This window comes from Nonomuraea sp. NPDC004186, assembly GCF_053603495.1.
This window is the reverse complement of record NZ_JBSGFQ010000124.1, coordinates 16,748-34,652: the sequence shown is the minus strand read 5'-3', so window position 1 is coordinate 34,652 and position 17,905 is coordinate 16,748. Positions and strand designations below refer to the sequence as shown.

Sequence of the window (17,905 nt, the reverse complement as noted above, 5' to 3'; positions counted from 1 at the left end):
CCGGTCCGCTTCGTCGTCCTGGCCGGCGGGACGCCGTACAACTTCGCCGAGCCGGCCCAGGTCCTGCGCCACGTATGTCGCTCATGGCGTGACATACGGGCCGAGCACCGCCCGGTACCAGGCGGCAGCGGTCAGCGGGGCTTTGCTCTCCATCTCCCGCGCGCCGTCCACGATCACCTGGACCGCGGATCCCGCGTCACAATCCCCCGCGACCTCGGGCGAGGGCGGCGCGGGCGGCGGCTCGACGACGGCCACGCCGGCCACAGCGGTCAGTGTGGCGACCTCGTTCCGCCTGCCACTCACGACTCCTCTGCCATCGCCCGCCGCAGGCTGAGCGGACGCATGTCCGTCCACACCTCCTCGATGTGGGCCAGGCATTCCTCCTTGCTTCCCGACACGCCGACCTGCCGCCAGCCCTCAGGCACGCTCCGGCCGAGCGGCCAGATCGAGTACTGCTCCTCGTCGTTCACGACGACCGCGTAGTCGGAAGCGTTCTCCCACACCCCGTTGTCCACAGATGTCTCCATTCGCCTCGTGTTCGGCTGTGGCGACAACGAATCTCGGCGAACAGGTGGGGCCAGAACAAGATCCTCGACGGGCAGGAGCCTGCGGTGGCAGCATCCGGCCACCGCAGGCGCTGCTCAGCCGAGCCGCTCGCGCAACCAGCCGGCGAGCTCGGAGACATACGGCGCACGCAGCATCGCGAAGTGATCTCCCGGGATGACGTGCGTGGACATGCCGGCGGCCGCCAGCTCGCCCCAGCCCATCAGGGGGTCGTTGCCGAAGATGTCCGGCTGGTCGGCCGCCCTGACCAGGACGACGGGCACGGTCAGCGGCTGAGGACGGTGGCGCCGCATCGCATCGATGTGCGCCCGGCACACGGCACGCGCGTGCGGGTCGGCCAGCAGGATCGCGTGGATCGACCGCTCGCCGAGTTCCGGCAGCTCGGCGAGCAGCCCCGGCGGAATGCCAAGCCGTCCGGCCGCCGCGGCGGCGCCGTCCCCGGCCAGGGCGAGCGCCTGCGGCAGCACATTCAGGTACGGCTCCCACCGGTCGAGGAGGTCGGTCAGGCCGGTCAGCTGGATGCTCATCTGCCAGGGCGCCCGGCTGTCCAACATGATCACTTCCGGCACGCGGTGGCCCTCCGCGGTCAGCAGCCTGGCCACCTCGGTGGCCACCACGCCACCGAAGGACCAGCCGCCCAGAACGTACGGGCCGTCCGGCCGGACCTCGCGCATCGCCTCGGCGTAGACCGCGGCCAGTTCACCGAGGTCGGTGGCGGGTGCGCTCTCGCCGTCCAGCCCGGGTGCCTGCAGCGCGTGGAACGGCCGGTCCTTGCCCAGGTGGGCGGCCAGCTCACGCAGACCGAAGACGCCGCCGTCGACCGGGTGGACGCAGAAGAACGGCGGCCTGCCGCCCTCCGGCTGCAACGTCACCACCGGGCTCCGTCGCGCGCCACCGGCCTGGAGCCGGGGTGACGGCGCCTCGCGGTTCTTGAGCTGGGCCAGCCGCTCCAGGCCCGCCCACATCGCCGGCTCGTCCACCCCGAAGTCGAGCTGGCAGGCGATCTCGTCCACGCCGATCGCCCGCAGGCGCTCGACCATCGCCGAAGCCGTCTCGATGGTCCCCATCAGCGCGCTGGTCGAGAAGTAGCGCTCGAAGGCGAAGTCGAGCAGCGCCTGACGGTCGTCGCCCGCCAACCGGATGCCCTGCGACTCGGCCATGCTCCGATACAGCTCCAGGTGGCTGCTCAGGTAGCTCTGCAACGGCCCGCGCACCGTGTCCCTGGCCTCATCCAGGTCCTTCCCGATGAAGGCGTGCAGGGACAGGGTCACCTGACCGCCGCCGGGGTCGTGACCGTGCTCGGCGCGGGCCGCGCGGTATCGGCGGATGTTCTCCGCGAGGTCCTCCACGCTCTGGCTGATCAGCGCCGTCAGGACGTTCAAACCGCGGGCTCCGGCGGCGGTCCAGGTCTCCGGGCTGCCGGAGCTGGTCAGCCAGACCGGCAGCTCGGCCTGCCGGGGCTTGGGGAACACCCGCACCTCGGTGGGCTGCCCGTCATCGCGGGGCAACGTCACGACATCGCCGGCCCACAGGCGGCGCACCGTCTCCAAGCGCTCCATCATCAGCTCTTTGCGGATGCCGTACGTGCCGGGTGCGGCGAGCACGAAGTCGTCGCGCTGCCAGCCCGAGGCCACGGAAAGGCCGATCCGCCCGCCGGACAGGTTGTCGACGATCGACCACTCCTCGACCACCCTGACCGGATGGTTCAAGGGCAGGACCACGCTGCCGGCCCGGATCGCGATGTTCCGGGTGCGGACCGCGAGCGCCGCTGCCAGCACCGAAGGGCTCGGGTAGCGGCCGCCGAAGCGGTGGAAGTGCCGCTCCGGCAGCCAGACAGCGTCGAACCCGTTGCGGTCGGCGTACTCCGCGGCCTTCAGCAGGTCGCCGTACATGTCCTCGCCACCGCTGTCGTCGGCGGCGAAGAAGGAGACGCTGAACCGCATCCCCGTCCGGTCCACCGCCTTCCGCGGCCTGACGGCTGGTACGGCCGGGCGCGTCCGCGCTTCCGGCACCGGCTGGACGGGAGCGGCCTCCCCGGCCTGGGTGGCAGCCACCGCGGCGGCCACCCCGGCGACCGTCCGCCGCTCCAGGAGGTCGCGCAGCGGCAGCGTGACCTGATACGTCTCGCGCAGCCGGCCGACCAGTTGCACGGCGAGGAGGGAGTGGCCGCCCAGCTCGAAGAAGTCGTCGTCGGCACCGACCTGGTCGACTCCCAGCAGATCCCGCCACATCCCGGCGACGGCCGCTTCCACCGGCGTGCCGGGGGCGCGATAGGCCACCCGCCCCGCCGGCCGGGCCGTGGGAGCCGGAGCCTTGGCACCGGTCAGTTCCCGGGCCCGGCGCATGCGCTCGGCGAGGTCCTCGTCGGACTCCGCGAGGGATCCGGGTCCCGCGGCCAGCGCCCGCATGAACAGCGCGACGCCCCGTTCGTCGTCCCAGCGGTCGCAGTTGATCCCCGTCCACGAGGGGTTGGCCGCGACGAAGGCGTCCACGAAGGCGTTCGACGCGGTGTACGCCGTCTCGCCCAACGCGCCCAACAGCGAGGTGAGTGAGGAGAAGACGACGCGGAAATCGAGGTCGTGTCCCTCCAGCGCCTCGTCAAGAGCGCGCAATCCGTGGGCTTTGGCCGCGAGGTGGGCCGCGCTCGTGCCGGCGTTCTCCTCCGGCAGGAAGGCGTACATCCGCTCGCGCTCGACCTTGGCCGCGTGGATCACGCCGTGCAGCGCGCCGAACCGGTCGATCGCCGCCTGCGCGCAGGCGCGCATCTGCTCCGCGTCGGAGACGTCCGCCGTCAGGTAGAGCGCCTGGCCGCCGGCTCGCTCGATGTCCCGCAGCGCCTCGATCCTCCGCCCGGCCGCCTCGTCCGGGCCGGCGCCGGCCTCCTCGGACAGCGTCATCCTGCCCACCAGCACCACGTTGGCCCGCGCGGTACGGGCGAGATGACCGGCCAGGGCCAGGCCCACCTGGCCGGGGCCGACAATGAGGTACGTGCCGCCGGTCCGCACCGTCGCGGGTGCGGGCGGCGGGAGATGCTCGACCCTGCGGACCAGCCGCCGGCCGTCGCGGTAGGCGACCACCGGTTCGGTCGCCGCGGCCTCCGCCAGCACGTGACCGGCCACCGCGAGGGGGTCGCCGGCCGGCACGTCCAGGGCGGTGGCGGACAGCTGCGGGAACTCCTGCGGCATGGTCAGGCACGGCCCGAGAATCGTGGCCTTCTCCGGCTCGACGACGTCACCGGGCCGGAGGTCGAAGAGCCGGTCCGACACGACCACGACGCTCGCCGCGCCGACCGGCCGCGGGCCCAGTGCCTGCGCCAGAGCGGTCAGGCTGAGGTAACCGCGCTCCTGGCGCGCGGTGAAGCCTTCGGGCGGGCCGAGGTTCCACAGGTGAACGACCCTGATCAGGTCCTGGCCGTCCGGAGCCACCGCATCGAGCAGCGCCTCGTAGTCGGCGCGCCGTGCCGGTCGTACCGTGTGAAAGCCTTCGGTCGCGGTGAAGCGCTCGCCGGGGCGGACCAGGACCACGCGCTGGCCGGACGCGAGCAGGCGGCTGCGCAGTTCGTCCGCCGTGCCCCCGTCGTCGGCGAAGACCAGCCAGGTGGCCGATGCGCCGCTCACCGGCGCAGGCGGTGCCTCATCCCAGCGGACCCGGTGGAAGCCTTCCGGATCGAGCCGGGTGGCCGCCGCCGGTTTTGCCGGATCCACCCAGAAGCGGGTGCGTTCGAAGGGGTAGGTGGGCAGCGCGATCCGCCGGGCGTCCGGGTCGACGACGCCGCCCCAGTCGGCTTCCAGACCGGCCGCCCACGCCTGCCCGATCTGCTCCCGCAGATACGCCACCTCCTCCGGACGGTCGTGGCGCAACGTGGTGAAGACCGCGTCCTGGGGGGTGAAGGCCCTGCTCAGCGACTCACCTGGGCCTACCTCCAGGTAGACCCGGCTCGGGTCCTGGGCCAGCAGCCGCGCTCCGGACCAGAAACGTACCGTCTGCCGCAGCTGCCGCACCCAGTAGTCCGGGTTCGTCGCCTCGCCCGCGGTGATCCAGGTGCCGGTCACATTGGAGATGTACGGCAACGCGGGCGGCGCCAGCCGTACCGAGCGGACCAGAACCCGGAACTCCTCGAGGACCGGCTCCATCATCACCGAATGGAACGCGTGCGAGGTGCGCAGCCGCCGCGCGGCGATGCCCCGGCCGGTCAGGTCGGCGAGCAACGCCTCGACCGCCTCCGGCGGCCCCGCCACGACGCAGGCGCGGGGGCCGTTGACCGCCGCTGGTTCCACCCCGGGACGCAGCAGCAGCATCAGCTCCTCCTCCGAGCACGCGACCGCGAGCATGCCGCCGGGCGGGAGCGCCTGCATCAGCCGCCCTCTGGCCGCCACCAGGGCCAGCGCGTCCGGCAGGCTCATGACGCCTGCCACGCAGGCGGCGACGTACTCGCCGAGGCTGTGCCCGATCATCGCCTCCGGCCGGACACCCCAGCTGATCAGCAGTTGGGCCAGGGCGTACTCGACCGCGAAGAGCACCGGTTGGGTGCGGGCGGTCTGGTCGAGCTCATCCGATTCACCGAAGATCATGTCACGGAGGTCGCCCGGCAGAAGGCCGGTGAGCACGGAGGCGCACTCGTCCAGGACGCGCCGGAACACGGGCTCCTGCTCGTACAGGCGGGCCGCCATTCCCGCGTACTGGGTGCCCTGGCCGGGGAAGGCGAAGACCGCCCCGCGCCGCTCGGCCCCGCGGGCGCCGCCGGCTGGGGATCGCAGGACGTCGGCCAACTCCGGCACGCTGCGGCAGACCAGCGCCCGGCGGTGGTCGAAACGCTCACGGCCCTCAATCAGAGTGCGGGCGATGTCGCGCAGGGCCGTGTCAGGGTGGGCGCGGCAGTACGTCGCCAGGCGCTCGGCCTGCCGCGCCAGGGCTGCCTCCGACTTGGCCGACAGCAGGATGAGCTCCGTCCGCCGCCCGCCGCCCTCAGGTGGCTGTTCCACAGCGGGCGCCTCTTCCAGGATCGCGTGGGCGTTGGTCCCGCCCACGCCGAAGGAGCTGACGCCGGCGCGCCGCGGCACACCGGCAGCCGGCCAGCTCCGGTGGGCGGCGTTCACGTAGAACGGGCTGGTGTCCAGCTTGAGCTGGGGATTGGGGCGGGTGAAGTGCAGGCTGGCCGGCAGCTCACCGTGGTACAGCGCCAGCACCGTCTTGATCAGGCCGGTGACCCCGGCCGCCGTGTTCAAGTGTCCGACGCTGCTCTTGACCGAGCCGATGCCGCAGAACCGGTGGTCGAAGGTCTCCGCGGCGAACGCCTGGGTCAGCGCGGCCACCTCGATGGGATCGCCGAGTTCGGTAGCAGTTCCGTGGGCCTCCACGTACTGGATGGTGCGCGCCTGGACACCGGCGACGCTCATGGCCTCGCTGATGACCGCCGCCTGACCGGCGACGCTCGGCGCGGTGAACCCGACCTTGTCGTCGCCGTCGTTGTTGACCGCCGTTCCCCTGATCACGGCGTAGATCGTGTCTCTGTCCTCGATCGCCTCCTCCAGCCGCTTGAGCACCACGATGCCGACGCCGCTGCCGAAGACCGTGCCCTTGGCGCCGGCGTCGAAGGGGCGGCAGAAACCGTCGGGGGAGACGATGGCGCCCGGCTCGAAGAAGTATCCGCTGTCCTGCGGCACACTGATCGAGACACCGCCCGCCAGGGCCAGGTCGCTCTCCCTGGCCAGCAGGCTCTGGACGGCCAAGTGCACTGCCACGAGCGACGTGGAGCAGGCGGTCTGCACGACCACGCTGGGACCGGTCAGGCCCAGCTTGTAGGAGGTGCGGGTGGCCAGGAAGTCCTTGTCGTTGGCGTGCAGGACCGCCTGGGAGCCGAGCCTTTCGATCGTCTCGGGCGAGCCGAGCAGGTTGCTCAGCAGATAGCTGCTCATGCCCGCGCCCGCGAAGACCCCGATCGCGCCGGGGAAGGTCCTCGGCACATATCCCGCGTGCTCCAGGGCGCCCCAGGCGCACTCCAGGAACAGCCGCTGCTGCGGATCCATCACCTCCGCCTCGCGCGGGGAGAGACCGAAGAACGCGGCGTCGAAGCGATCGACGTCGGCGAGTCTGCCGTTGACCGGCACGTAACGCGGATCGTCGGCGACCTCTTCCGGCACCCCGGCCGCCAGCAGTTCCTCCCGGCTGAACCGGGTCAGCCCGTCGACACCCTCCCGCAGGTTCTCCCAGAACCGGGTGATGTCCTCTGCTCCGGGCAGACGCGCGCTCATGCCGATGACCGCGATCTGCGTACTGGTCTCGTCAGTCATTCGCGATTCCCTCTCCGTGGTCATGGCGGGGCCGCCGGCCGCCCAGCGCGGCTCGGCGTGCGGCGCCGCGGTCTCTGCTTCGCCGCGCGGCGGAGCGGTCGGGACCTTCCTGCCGCAGCGACTGCGCCAGGGCCTCGATCGTCGGGTACTGGAAAAGTCGCACCAGGGTCACCTCTCGGCCGAGCAGTTCTTCCAGCCGGCTCTGCACGCGGACGATGAGCAGCGAGTTGCCGCCCAGGTCGAAGAAGTTGTCCCGTGCACCCACCCGCGACGTGCCGAGCACCTCGCGCCAGATTCGGGCGATCGCCTGCTCGAGTTCGCCTCGGAGCGGGGCCGCCTCGTCTCCGGCGACCGCTTCGGCGGCCGGCAGCCGGGCCCGGTCCAGCTTGCCGCGCGGGGTGAGCGGCAGCGACTCCAGCACGACCAGTGCCGCCGGCACCATGTGTTCGGGCGCCCGATCCCGCAGGTACCGTCGCAGCTCCGCGGGTGACGGCGGTGCGGCGGGGTCGGATCCCACCACGTAGCCGGCGAGCCGGACGTCTCCTCCGTCCGGGGCCGGGACGGCCACGATGGCCGCCGCCCGAACTCCGGGATGGGTCAGGAGCAGCGATTCCAGCTCGCCCGTCTCCACGCGATGCCCGCGTACCTTGACCTGCCCGTCCATCCGCCCGGTCACGTGGACCGTGCCGTCGGGTCCCCAATGTCCCAGGTCGCCGGTCCGGTAGACGAGGTCGGCGGCGCCGAAGGGATTCGCCGTGAAGCGCGCCGCGGTCAGCTCCGCGTCGCCGAGGTAGCCCGCCGACAGGTACGGCGTGCGCACCCAGATCTCGCCGGTCTCGCCGACCCCGGCCAGGCCGCCGGAGGTGACGACCAGCACCTGCGCGCCCTCGATCGCGCGGCCGACGGGAATCGGATCCGGGCCCGTCACCCGGTGGAATGCCATGGCCTGCGGGGTCTCGGTGGTCCCGTAGAAGTTGACGTACTCCGCCGCGGGGGCGAGCGCCCGCAGTCCTGCCACGTGCCGCGCGGCGAGCCGGTCACCGCCGAAGAAGACCCGTCGCAGGGCGGGCAGCGGCTCCGCGGTTCCCGAGGACATCAGCTCGGCGATCCCCGGCGTGGCGTGCGCGACGGTGACGCCGTGCGTCCGCAGCCAGGCGGCCAGCTTCGCCGGGGTTCTCGCCTGCTCCTCGGTGGGCACGCACACCGTTCCGCCCGACGTCAGTGGGCCGAGCGTCTCACGCAGGAACGGGTCATGCCCGATCCCGCCCAGCACGCTCCAGCGATCCTCGGACCCCAGGCCGAACTCGGCGGCCTGCCAGTCGAAGAAGTGCGTAAGCGGCGCGTGCGCCCCGATGACGGCCTTGGGCGTGCCGGTGGTCCCCGAGGTGAAGGCGACGTAGGCCGGATCCCAGGGGTCCACCGCGACACCGGGGTTCTGTGAGAGCCTGCCGGACCAGGTCAGGTGCAGCGGGCCGGGCGGGTCGGCGTTCTCCTCGTCGACGAGGAGCAGCCCACGCGGCTCGGCTGCGGCCAGGCACGCCCGCCGGCGCTCGGCCGGGTCGGCCGGGTCCAGCAGGACGAAGGCGGCTCCCGCCTTGAGCACGCCCAGCATCGCGCAGATCAGCTTCGCCGAGCGCCGGCCCGACAGGGCGACCCGGTCGCCCGGACCCACGCCCTGGTGCCGAAGTTCCTGGGCCAGCCCGTTGGCGCGCTGGTCCAGCTCGCGGTAGGTCCACCGGCCGGTGTCGTCGACCAGTGCGACGCGCTCCGGATGGTGAGCCGCCTGGTTCTCGATCAGAGCGTGCACGGCGTGCTCGGCCCGGTGCGACAGTGGCGCGACGGGGTCGGGCAGGCCGGCGTCCGGGTCGGCCGCAAGGAGGTCGTAGCTGTCGATCCGTCGACACGAGTCGGCCGCGATCTGCTCCAGCAGCGTCGTGTACTGCCGCAGCATCCGGCCGGCGCGCTCGGCGGAGAACAGGTCGGCGTTGTAGACCAGCGAGAAAGACAGCCCTTCCCCGGTGTCTTGGATGTAGAGGGTCAGGTCCAGCTTGGCTGGCGTCTCCTCGGAGGTCTCCACGGTGACGGTCACGCCGTCGCCGAGAGGTTTGTCCAGCTCAGGAACGTCGATCATGTTGATCATGGCTTGGAACAGCGGGTGGCGGCTCAGGTCGCGGTCCGGCGCCACCGCGTCCACGATCCGCTCGAACGGCACGTCCTGGCCGGACAGCGCGTCCATCGTGGCGGCGCGGACCTTGGCCAGCAGGTCGGCGAAGCGCGGCCGGCCGGACAGGTCGGCCCGCAGCGGCAGGATGTTCAGCAGGCAGCCGACCATTCCCTCCAGCTCGGCGTGGTGGCGGCCGGCGACCGGGGTGCCCACCACCACGTCGTTCTGCCCGGACAACCGGCCCAGCAGGATCTGGAACCCCGCGAGCAGCGTCATGAACATGGTCGCGCCGCCGGCTCGCCCGATCGCTCTGAGCCGTGCGGTGACGTCGGCGTCCACCGACCCCTGGACCCGCCCGCCGGTGAACGTCCGCACCGCGGGACGCGGCCGGTCGGCAGGCAGGTCGAGCACCGGGCTGCCGGCGAACCGCGCCCGCCACGAGGCCAGCTGCTCGGCGAATCCGCCGGACTCCCAGGTGCGGCGCTGCCACAGAGCGTAGTCAGCGTACTGGATCGGCGGCGGGGCCGGCCGCTCGCCCGTGTACAGTGCGGCCAGGTCGTTCAGCAGCACCCCGAAGGAGAGCCCGTCACCGGCGATGTGGTGCAGGGTCATCAGCAGGACGTGAGAGTCGCCGGCGAGCCGGGCCAGCGCCCACCGCACCGGCGGATCGGTGTCCAGGCGGAAGGGATCCGTGCTCATCCGCTTCGTCAGCGTGTCGAGCTCGGCCGCCTGGGCCGACTCGTCGAGGTGAGAGAGGTCGATCAGCGGCAGGACGTCCTCCGGCAGGTCGACGAGCCGCTGCTCCGGCACGCCGTCCCGCGCCACGATGACCGTCCGCAGGATCTCGTGCCGCCGCATGAGCCGCTCGACGGCCTCGCGCAGGTCGGCCACCCGTAGCTGGCCGTCCAGCCGCATCACGCACGGCATGTGGAAGGAGTCGCCTGAGGTGCCCAGCCGGTCCATGAACCACAACCGCTGCTGGGCGAAGGACAGAACAGAGGTCTCCCCCCGCGGCATCGCGGTGGGAGGCGCGACCCGCGCCGGGCCCGCGCCCTCCACCCGCTCGGCCAGAGCGGCGGCCGTCGGCGTCTCGAACAGCGCCCGGACGGGCAGGTCCACCCGCATGACTGAGCTGATCCGGCTGATGAGCTTGGTCGCCAGCAGCGAGTGACCGCCCAGCCGGAAGAAGTCGTCGTCCGGCCCGACCTGGGCCAGGCCCAGGACGTCGCCGAACAGCCCGCACAGGATCTCCTCACTCGGGGTGCGAGCTTTCCTGGAGGTCTCCTCCTGCCGCGGCGCCGGGAGCGCGCGGCGGTCGAGCTTGCCGTTGGCGGTCAACGGCAGGGCATCGAGCATGACGAACGCCGCCGGCACCATGTGGTCGGGCAGCGCGGTGCCGAGCCGCGCGCGCAGGGACGCGTCGACCACGTCCTGTCCCGGTGCGGCGACCACGTAGGCGACCAGCCGGGGCGGGCCCGGCGGGTCCTGCCGCAGCCGCACGACGGCCTGCCCGACGGAGGGGTCCGCGCGCAGCGCCGCCTCGATCTCACCGAGTTCGACGCGGAGGCCCCGCACCTTGACCTGATGATCGGTCCGGCCGAGGAACTCCAGCACACCATCGGGGTTCCACCGGACCAGGTCGCCGGTCCGGTACATCCGCTCCCCGGGCGCGCCGAACGGGTCGGGCAGGAACCGCCCGGCGGTGAGCCCCGGCCGGTTCAGGTAGCCGCGGGCCAGTTGGGCGCCCGCCACGAAGAGCTCACCCGGTACGCCGGGCGGCACAGGGCGCAGACCGGCGTCCAGTACGTGGCAGCGGGTGTTCCACACCGGCCGGCCGATAGGGGCGGCGTGCGACCGGCGCTCCCGGGCTGGTGGAAGCGTGCAGGCCGTCACGACGTGCGTCTCTGTCGGGCCGTAGTGGTTGTGGAGCCTGCGTCCGGCGTGGAAGTCCCGGATCGCGTCACTGAGAACCAGCGCCTCGCCGGCCTGGACCACATCGGTGAGGGCGGCGAGCTCCCTGCCCTGCGCGAGGGCGGCCTCGGCCACCGCCTCCACCACGAGGTTCGGCGCGAACAGCCGCCCGGCCCGGTGTTCCTCCAACCACCGGGCGAAGGCTTCGGGATCCTTGCGCAGGTCCGCTCCCGCCACGACCAGGCAGCCGCCTGAGGTCAGCGTGGACAGGATTTCCTGGGCCGAGACGTCGAAACCGATCGCGGCCGACTGTGCGGTGCGGGTCCCGGCGCCTCCCGGCAGCTGCTCCGCCTGCCAGGCGAGCAGGTTGACGAGGGCGCCGCCCGGCATGACCACCGCCTTGGGCCGGCCGGTGGAGCCCGAGGTGTAGATCACGTAGGCCGGGTGTGCGGGCAGGAGGGCGGTGGGCCGGTCGCGGTCCGTGACGTCCGTCGCCGGGCGGCCGGCGGCGAGCCGCTCCTCCAGCACGACTGCGGGAACGCCTGCGGGGAGCCGGTCGGCGCGGTCGGTCAGCACCAGCACCGGACGGGCATCCGACACCATGAAGGAGATGCGGTCGGCCGGATGGCCCACGTCGATCGGCAGGTAGGCGGCGCCGGACTTCAGCACGGCCCAGGAGGCCACCACGAGCTCGGGCGAGGGGGGCAGCGCCAGGCCGACCACGCGCTCGGGGCCCGCTCCCCGGTCGATGAGCCGGCGGGCCAGCCGGTTCGCCCGCGCGTTCAGCTCCGCGTAGGTCAGCGTGGTGTGCCCGTCGGTCACCGCGGGCGCCTGCGGGGTGCGGCGTGCCTGCTCCTCCAGAAGGGCGGGCAGGACGCGCGCCGGCACGGCACGGCCGGTGTCGTTCCATGCCTGGACCGAGGCGCGCTCGTCGTCCGAGATCAGCTCCAGGTCGCCGATCGCCAGGCCGGGCTCGGAGGCCGCGGCGGCCAGCAACCGCGCATAACGCGCGAGCAGCCGGTCGGCGCTCTCCTCGCCGAAGAGGTCCAGGCTGTGGTGCATCACCAGGTCGATGCCGTCGGGGACGCCCTCGGCGGTCCTGCGCTCCCTGACGTTGACGAGGACGTCGAACTTGGCCGTGCCGGTCTCCGCACGCTCCGGCCGGATCGACAGTCCCGGCACGGCCGGCTCGCCGTCGTCGTGGTTGTCGAAGGCCAGCATCGTCTGGAACAACGGATGCCGGGACAGTGAGCGGGCCGGGTTGAGCACCTCCACCAGCCGCTCGAAGGGCACGTCCTGGTGGGCGAAGGCGGCCAGGTCGGTGGCGCGCACCCGGGCCAGAAGCTCCTCGAAGGTGGGGTCGCCGGCGGTGTCGGTGCGCAGGACCAGGGTGTTGACGAAGAAGCCGACCAGGTCGTCGAGTTCCTGGTCCGCGCGGCCCACGACCGGCGTTCCGAGCGGGATGTCGGTGCCCGCCCCGAGCCGGGTGTAGAGCGCGGCCAGTCCCGCCTGCAGCACCATGAAGAGGGTGACCCGGTTCCGCTTGGCCAGGCGGTCCAGCGCGAGGTGTTCGCCGGCGGTGAGCGTCAGCTCGACGAGGCCGCCGCGGCCGCTCGCCGCGGCCGGCCGGGGGCGGTCGGCGGGGAGCGCCAGCTCCTCCGGCAGATCGGCCAGCGTGTCGCGCCAGAAGTCGAGCTGCTTGGCGAGCAGGCTCTCCGGGTCGTCCTCATCGCCGAGGAGTTCGTGCTGCCAGAGCGTGTAGTCGGCGTACTGCATGGGAAGCGGCGACCAGGCCGGCGGACGGCCTGCCGCGCGGGCCAGGTACGCCGTGGCGACGTCCCGGACCAGCGCCCGCATCGACCCGCCGTCGAAGGCGATGTGGTGGAGGACGAGCAGCAGCACGTGTTCGGCGGCGCCGAGTTCGAACAGGCGGACCTTGAGGGGAAGGCCGGTCTTCAGGTCGATGCGGACGCGGGAGGCCTGGGCGAGCTGCTCGGGCAGTTCGTCCTCCGTGGTGGGGGTGAGCATCACCGCGCACCGCGCCGCCACACCGGTCAGGATGTGCTGCACCGGCTCGCCCGCCACCTCCGGGAAGGCCGTGCGCAGGCTCTCGTGGCGGTCCAGCACGTCGTTCAGCGCCGCCTCGAGCGCCGCCCGGTCCAGCTCGCCCGACAGGCGCAGGGCCATGGGCAGGTTGTACGCGGCCCCGTCCGCCTCGAGCTCGGCCAGGAACCACAGCCGTCGTTGAGCGTGGGACAGCGGGATGTCGCGAGGCCGATCCGCGGGGCGCGGCGCCGGCCGTACGGTGGCCGCGGCGCCGATCCGGCCGCAGAGTTCCGCGACCGTGGGGCACTCGAACAACGTGCGCAGCGGGACGTCCACACCGAGCGTGGACCGGATCCGGCTGATCAGCCGGGTGGCCATCAGGGAGTGCCCGCCCAGCTCGAAGAAGCCGTCGTCGATGCCGACCCGTGGCACCTCCAGGACGTCGGCGAACAGATCGCAGATGATCTCTTCCTGCGGGGTGCGCGGGCCCCGCGACACGGGCTCGTGCTCGTGGGCCGGCAGCGCCTCGCGGTCCAGCTTGCCGTTCGGCGTCAGGGGGAACTCCCGCAGCTCCACAAAGGCCGAGGGCACCATGTGCTCAGGAAGCGCGGCGGCCACGTGCGCCCGCAGCGCCGCGGCGCCGGGCAGGGCGCTGCCGGGCGCCGCGATCAGGTAGGCGACCAGCCTCTTGCCGCCGCGGTCCTCCTGGGCGGCGACGGCCGCCTGGACGATGCCCGGATGCCCGGCCAGCACCGCCTCGATCTCCCCGAGCTCGATGCGTACCCCGCGTACCTTGACCTGGCCGTCGGCGCGGCCCACGAACTCCAGCAGACCGTCGGGGCTCCAGCGGACCAGGTCGCCCGTCCGGTACATGCGCGTTCCTGGAGGGCCGAAGGGGTCCGGCAGGAACCGCGCTGCGGTCGGCGCGGGCGCGTTGTGATAGCCCCGTGCCAGACACGCCCCTGCCGCGTAGAGCTCCCCTTCCCCGCCTGGGGCCACCGGGCGGAGATCCGGGCCGAGGAGGTAAACCCGTGCCCCGTCCACCGGGCGGCCGATGGTGGGTGCCGGGCTGTCCCCCAGGCGGCACCACATGGTGTCGATCGTGCACTCGGTGGGCCCGTAGACGTTGTAGACGGTGATCCCGGGGATCTCCCGCAGGGTGCGCCAGAGCGCCTCGCCGACCGCCTCTCCGCCGAGGATCAGGACACGGGGGGTACGGTGGCCGGGCGCGCACAGTCCGGCGGCCAGCAGGTGCGTGCAGTGGGTGGGCGTCACGTCCAGGACGTCGATGCGGTGCTCGTCGACGAAGGAGACGAAGGCGGCGGCGTCCCGCTTGACCGTGTCCTGGACCAGGTGCAGTTCATGCCCCGCGATCATCCACAGCAGGCCGGTCCACGACGCGTCGAAGCCCAGCGGGGCCGCCAGCGCGACACGTGACCGGGTGCCGGAGGCGAAGACCGTGACGTTGTGCGAGTGGAACAGGTTGACGACGCTGCCGTGCTCGACGGCGACGCCCTTGGGACGGCCTGTCGAGCCGGAGGTGTACAGGACGTAGGCCCGGCAGGAAGGCAGCAGCGGCCCGAGGCGTTCGGACTCGTCCAGGTCGTCCGCGTCCTGCCGGGCGCACGCGTCCCGGGTCCCGGCTTCGTCCACCAGCAGCTGCGGGACGCTCCTGGCACGGGCCGCGGAGCGGACCGCGTGGGCGCCGGAGCCGGTCACCGCGAGCGTGGGCCGGGCGTCGGCGAGGATCAGGTCCATGCGAGCCGCGGGACCGTCCGGGTCGATCGGCAGGTAGGCGGCGCCGGTCTTGAGCACCGCGAGCAGCAGGGCGATCGTCTCCGGCGTCTTGCCGAGCGCCAGGACGACGAGCCGCTCCGGTCCGGCGCCCTGTTCGAGCAGCAATCGGGCCCATCGGTTGGCGTGGGCGTTGAGCTGGGCGAAGGTCCAGCCGGCGCCGTTCAGCGTCACCGCGAGGGCATCCGGCGTCCGCGAGGCCTGCGCCTCGAAGAGCCCGCAGACCGTCTCCTGAGCCTGGCGGGCCGGGACAGCAGGGGAGGCCAGCCGCGCCCGGTCGACCTTCCCGCTGGAGGTCAGCGGCATGACGGCCAGGTCCACCGCCCGGGCGGGCAGCATGTACCGCGGCAGCAGGTCACGCAGGTGAGCGCGGAGCTCCTCGATGTCCGGCGCCGTGGCGCCCGGCGCGGGCACCACGTAGGCGGTCAGGTCCTTGTCTCCGTCGCCCGCCGTCTCGGCGGTGACGGCCACCTGCGCGACGGCGGGATGCCCGGCCAGAGCGGCCTCGATCTCACCGAGCTCGATCCGGTGCCCGCGGACCTTCACCTGCAGGTCCGTCCGGCCGAGCACCTCCAGGCAGTCGGCCTCCCGCCGGCGCACGAGGTCTCCGGTCCGATAGAGACGCGTGCCGGGCGGGCCGAACGGATCCGGCACGAACCGCTCGGCGGTCAGCCCGGGCCGGCCGAGGTAGCCGCGTCCCACTCCCGCGCCGCCGATGTGGAGCTCTCCGGACGCGCCGACGAGGACCGGCCGGCCCTCTGGGTCCAGGACATGCAGGGTGTAGCCGGTCCGCGCCCCGCCGATGGGCGGCAGGCCGCTCCACCCGCCGTCCAGCCTGGCGCGGGTGGCCTCCACAGTGGTCTCGGTCGGACCGTACCCGTTCTGGATCACCCGGCCGGGTGCCCGCCAGCGGGCGACCAGCTCGCCGCTCGGGGCTTCCCCGCCGATCGACAGCTTGGTCAGGCCGGGCAGGTCGGCGTCGCCGAGCAGGGAGAGCGTGGCGGGCGTGGACAGGAACACGGTAACCCGCTCGTCCCGCATGAGGGCGGCGAACGAGCGCGGGTTCATCAGCAGGCTGCGCGGCGCCGCGATCAGGCAGGCGCCGTTGCCCAGCGCGCCGAACATCTCGTAGACGCTCACGTCGAAGGTGGGGGCGGTGAACTGCAGCACGCGCTCGCCGGGGACCGGGGCGAAGTCGCCGGGGATGCCGCGGACGAAGTTGACGGCCGAGCCGTGCTCGATCTGCACGCCCTTGGGGACGCCCGTCGAGCCGGAGGTGAACAGGATGTAGGCGAGGTTCCCCGGCCGGACCGCGGCCCGCGGGCGCACGGCGGGGCGGCCTGGGTGGTCCACGGGCAGGCCGGTGACGTGCGCGGGCAGCTCGGCTCCCGGCTCGGGAGCCGTGACGACCCGGGTGCACCCCGCCTGGCGCAGGATCCCGGCACGGCGCGACACGGGGTGCGCCGGGTCGAGCGGCAGGTAGGCGCCCCCGGCCTTGAGGATGCCCAGCACCGCGGTGACCAGGTCGGGGCCGGGCTCGAGCAGGACCGCCACCGGCGTCTCCGGCCGCACCCCGTCCGCGCGCAGCGCGGCGGCGAGCCGGTTGGCGCGCCGCTCCAGCTCTCCGTAGGAGACGGTCCGGCCCGCGTAGCGCAGCGCCGGGGCTTCGGGGGCGCGGTCGGCCCACTCCTCGAACACCTCGTGCAGGAGAGCCGCGCCGCCGGGCCTGGCGCCCAGCGCGCTGAGCCGCGTGCCGGGATCGGCGGCCACGGCCTGCAGCAGGCCCACATAGTCCGCACAGAGCCGCTCGATCCTGTCGTGGTCGAACAGGTCGGTGGAGTACTCCGCCCACAGGCGCGTCCCTTCGCCGATCACCTCGGTGATCTCGACGGTCAGGTCGAACTGGGCGGTCTCCTGCGGCAGCTCGTACGCCTCGACGGTGATGTCCCCGAGCCGGATCGACTCGGCGACGGGATGGTGCATGGTGAAGCAGATGTCGAACAGCGGGTTGCGGGCGGCGTCCCGGTCCGGGCGCAGCTCTTTGACCAGGCGGGCGAAGGGCAGGTCCTGGTTGCGGTGCGCGCCCATCACGCTCTCGCGGGTGCGCGCGAGCAACTCCTCGAAGGTGGGGTCGCCCGCCGCCGACGCCCGCAGCACCAGCGTGTTGGCGAAATAGCCGATCAGCGGCTGGAATTCCGGCCTGGTCCGGCCGGAGAAGACGGAGCCGAAGGCGATGTCGTCCTGGCCGGTGTGGCGGGCCAGGAGCGCGGTGAAGGCGGCCGCGTAGAGGGTGAGCGGGGTCACCCGCGCTTTCCTGGCCAGCGCGGTCAGCCGGGCGGCGAGCGTGCCGGGCAGCAGGAGCCCGTGCGTCGCGCCCGCGGAGGTGGGCCGCGCCGGACGCGGCCGGTCCGCGGGCAGCCGCACGACCGGCAGGTCCGCCAGACGCTCGCGCCAGTAGTCCAGCTGGGCCTCGTGCGCCCGGGTCTCTTCCCGCTGCCATCCGGCGTAGTCCGCGTACTGCAGGTCCAGGGCGGGCAGTTGCGGCGGCCGGCCGTGGCGGACGGCGTCGTAGCAGGCGAACAGCTCGGCGGTGAGCACGCCCAGCGACGCGCCGTCGAAGGCGATGTGGTGCACCACGATGGCCAGAACGTGCTCGTCGTCGGCGATCCGCGCCAGGAGCGCCCGCAGCACCGGCTCGGCGGCCAGGTCGAAAGGGCGCGCGCTCAGCTCGGTGACCAGCTCCCGGACCCGTTCGGGGCCGGCGTCCTCGACGACGGTGAGCGCCACCTCCGGCTCTCCCACGACCTGGTACGGAGAGCCGTCGTGATCGTGGTAACGGGTGCGGAGGATCTCGTGCCGGTCGGCCACCGCGCGCAACGCGCTTTCGAGCGCGGCCACGTCGAGGCGGCCGCGCAGCAGCACGGGGATGACCGAGTGGTAGAGCGGCAGGTCAGGCTCCCATTGGTGGAGGAACCACTGCTGCTCCTGGTTGTAGGACAGGGGGAGGAAGCCGCTCCGGGAGGCCCGCGCGGGAGGGGCGCTCGCCGTCGTGGGCCGCGCCGCCGCGGCCGACCTCAGCGAGCGGCGCGCCTCGGTCAGGCTGGGTACCCGTGGATCGCTGGTAAGGGACACCGGC

Annotated in this window: 4 protein-coding genes; all 4 read right to left on the bottom strand. The window is 73.0% G+C overall.

What is annotated here, in order from left to right; genetic code table 11:
* Positions 1 to 81: 81 nt before the first annotated feature.
* Positions 82 to 303 (bottom strand): hypothetical protein, encoded by a 222-nt coding sequence (locus tag ACWEPL_RS54300; RefSeq protein WP_452441195.1) that lies wholly within the window; start codon positions 301 to 303, stop codon positions 82 to 84.
* Positions 300 to 527 (bottom strand): MbtH family protein, encoded by a 228-nt coding sequence (locus tag ACWEPL_RS54295; RefSeq protein ID WP_452441194.1) that lies wholly within the window; start codon positions 525 to 527, stop codon positions 300 to 302. The genes ACWEPL_RS54300 and ACWEPL_RS54295 overlap by 4 nt, the downstream gene beginning before the upstream one ends.
* 114 nt (positions 528 to 641) lie before the next feature.
* Positions 642 to 6,854: a MupA/Atu3671 family FMN-dependent luciferase-like monooxygenase gene (locus ACWEPL_RS54290; protein WP_452441192.1), complete on the bottom strand. Its 6,213-nt coding sequence runs from the start codon at positions 6,852 to 6,854 to the stop codon at positions 642 to 644.
* Positions 6,847 to 17,901, bottom strand: a complete 11,055-nt coding sequence (locus ACWEPL_RS54285) for an amino acid adenylation domain-containing protein (RefSeq protein ID WP_452441191.1) — start codon at positions 17,899 to 17,901, stop codon at positions 6,847 to 6,849. Before ACWEPL_RS54285 ends, ACWEPL_RS54290 begins: the two co-directional genes overlap by 8 nt.
* Positions 17,902 to 17,905: the final 4 nt, after the last annotated feature.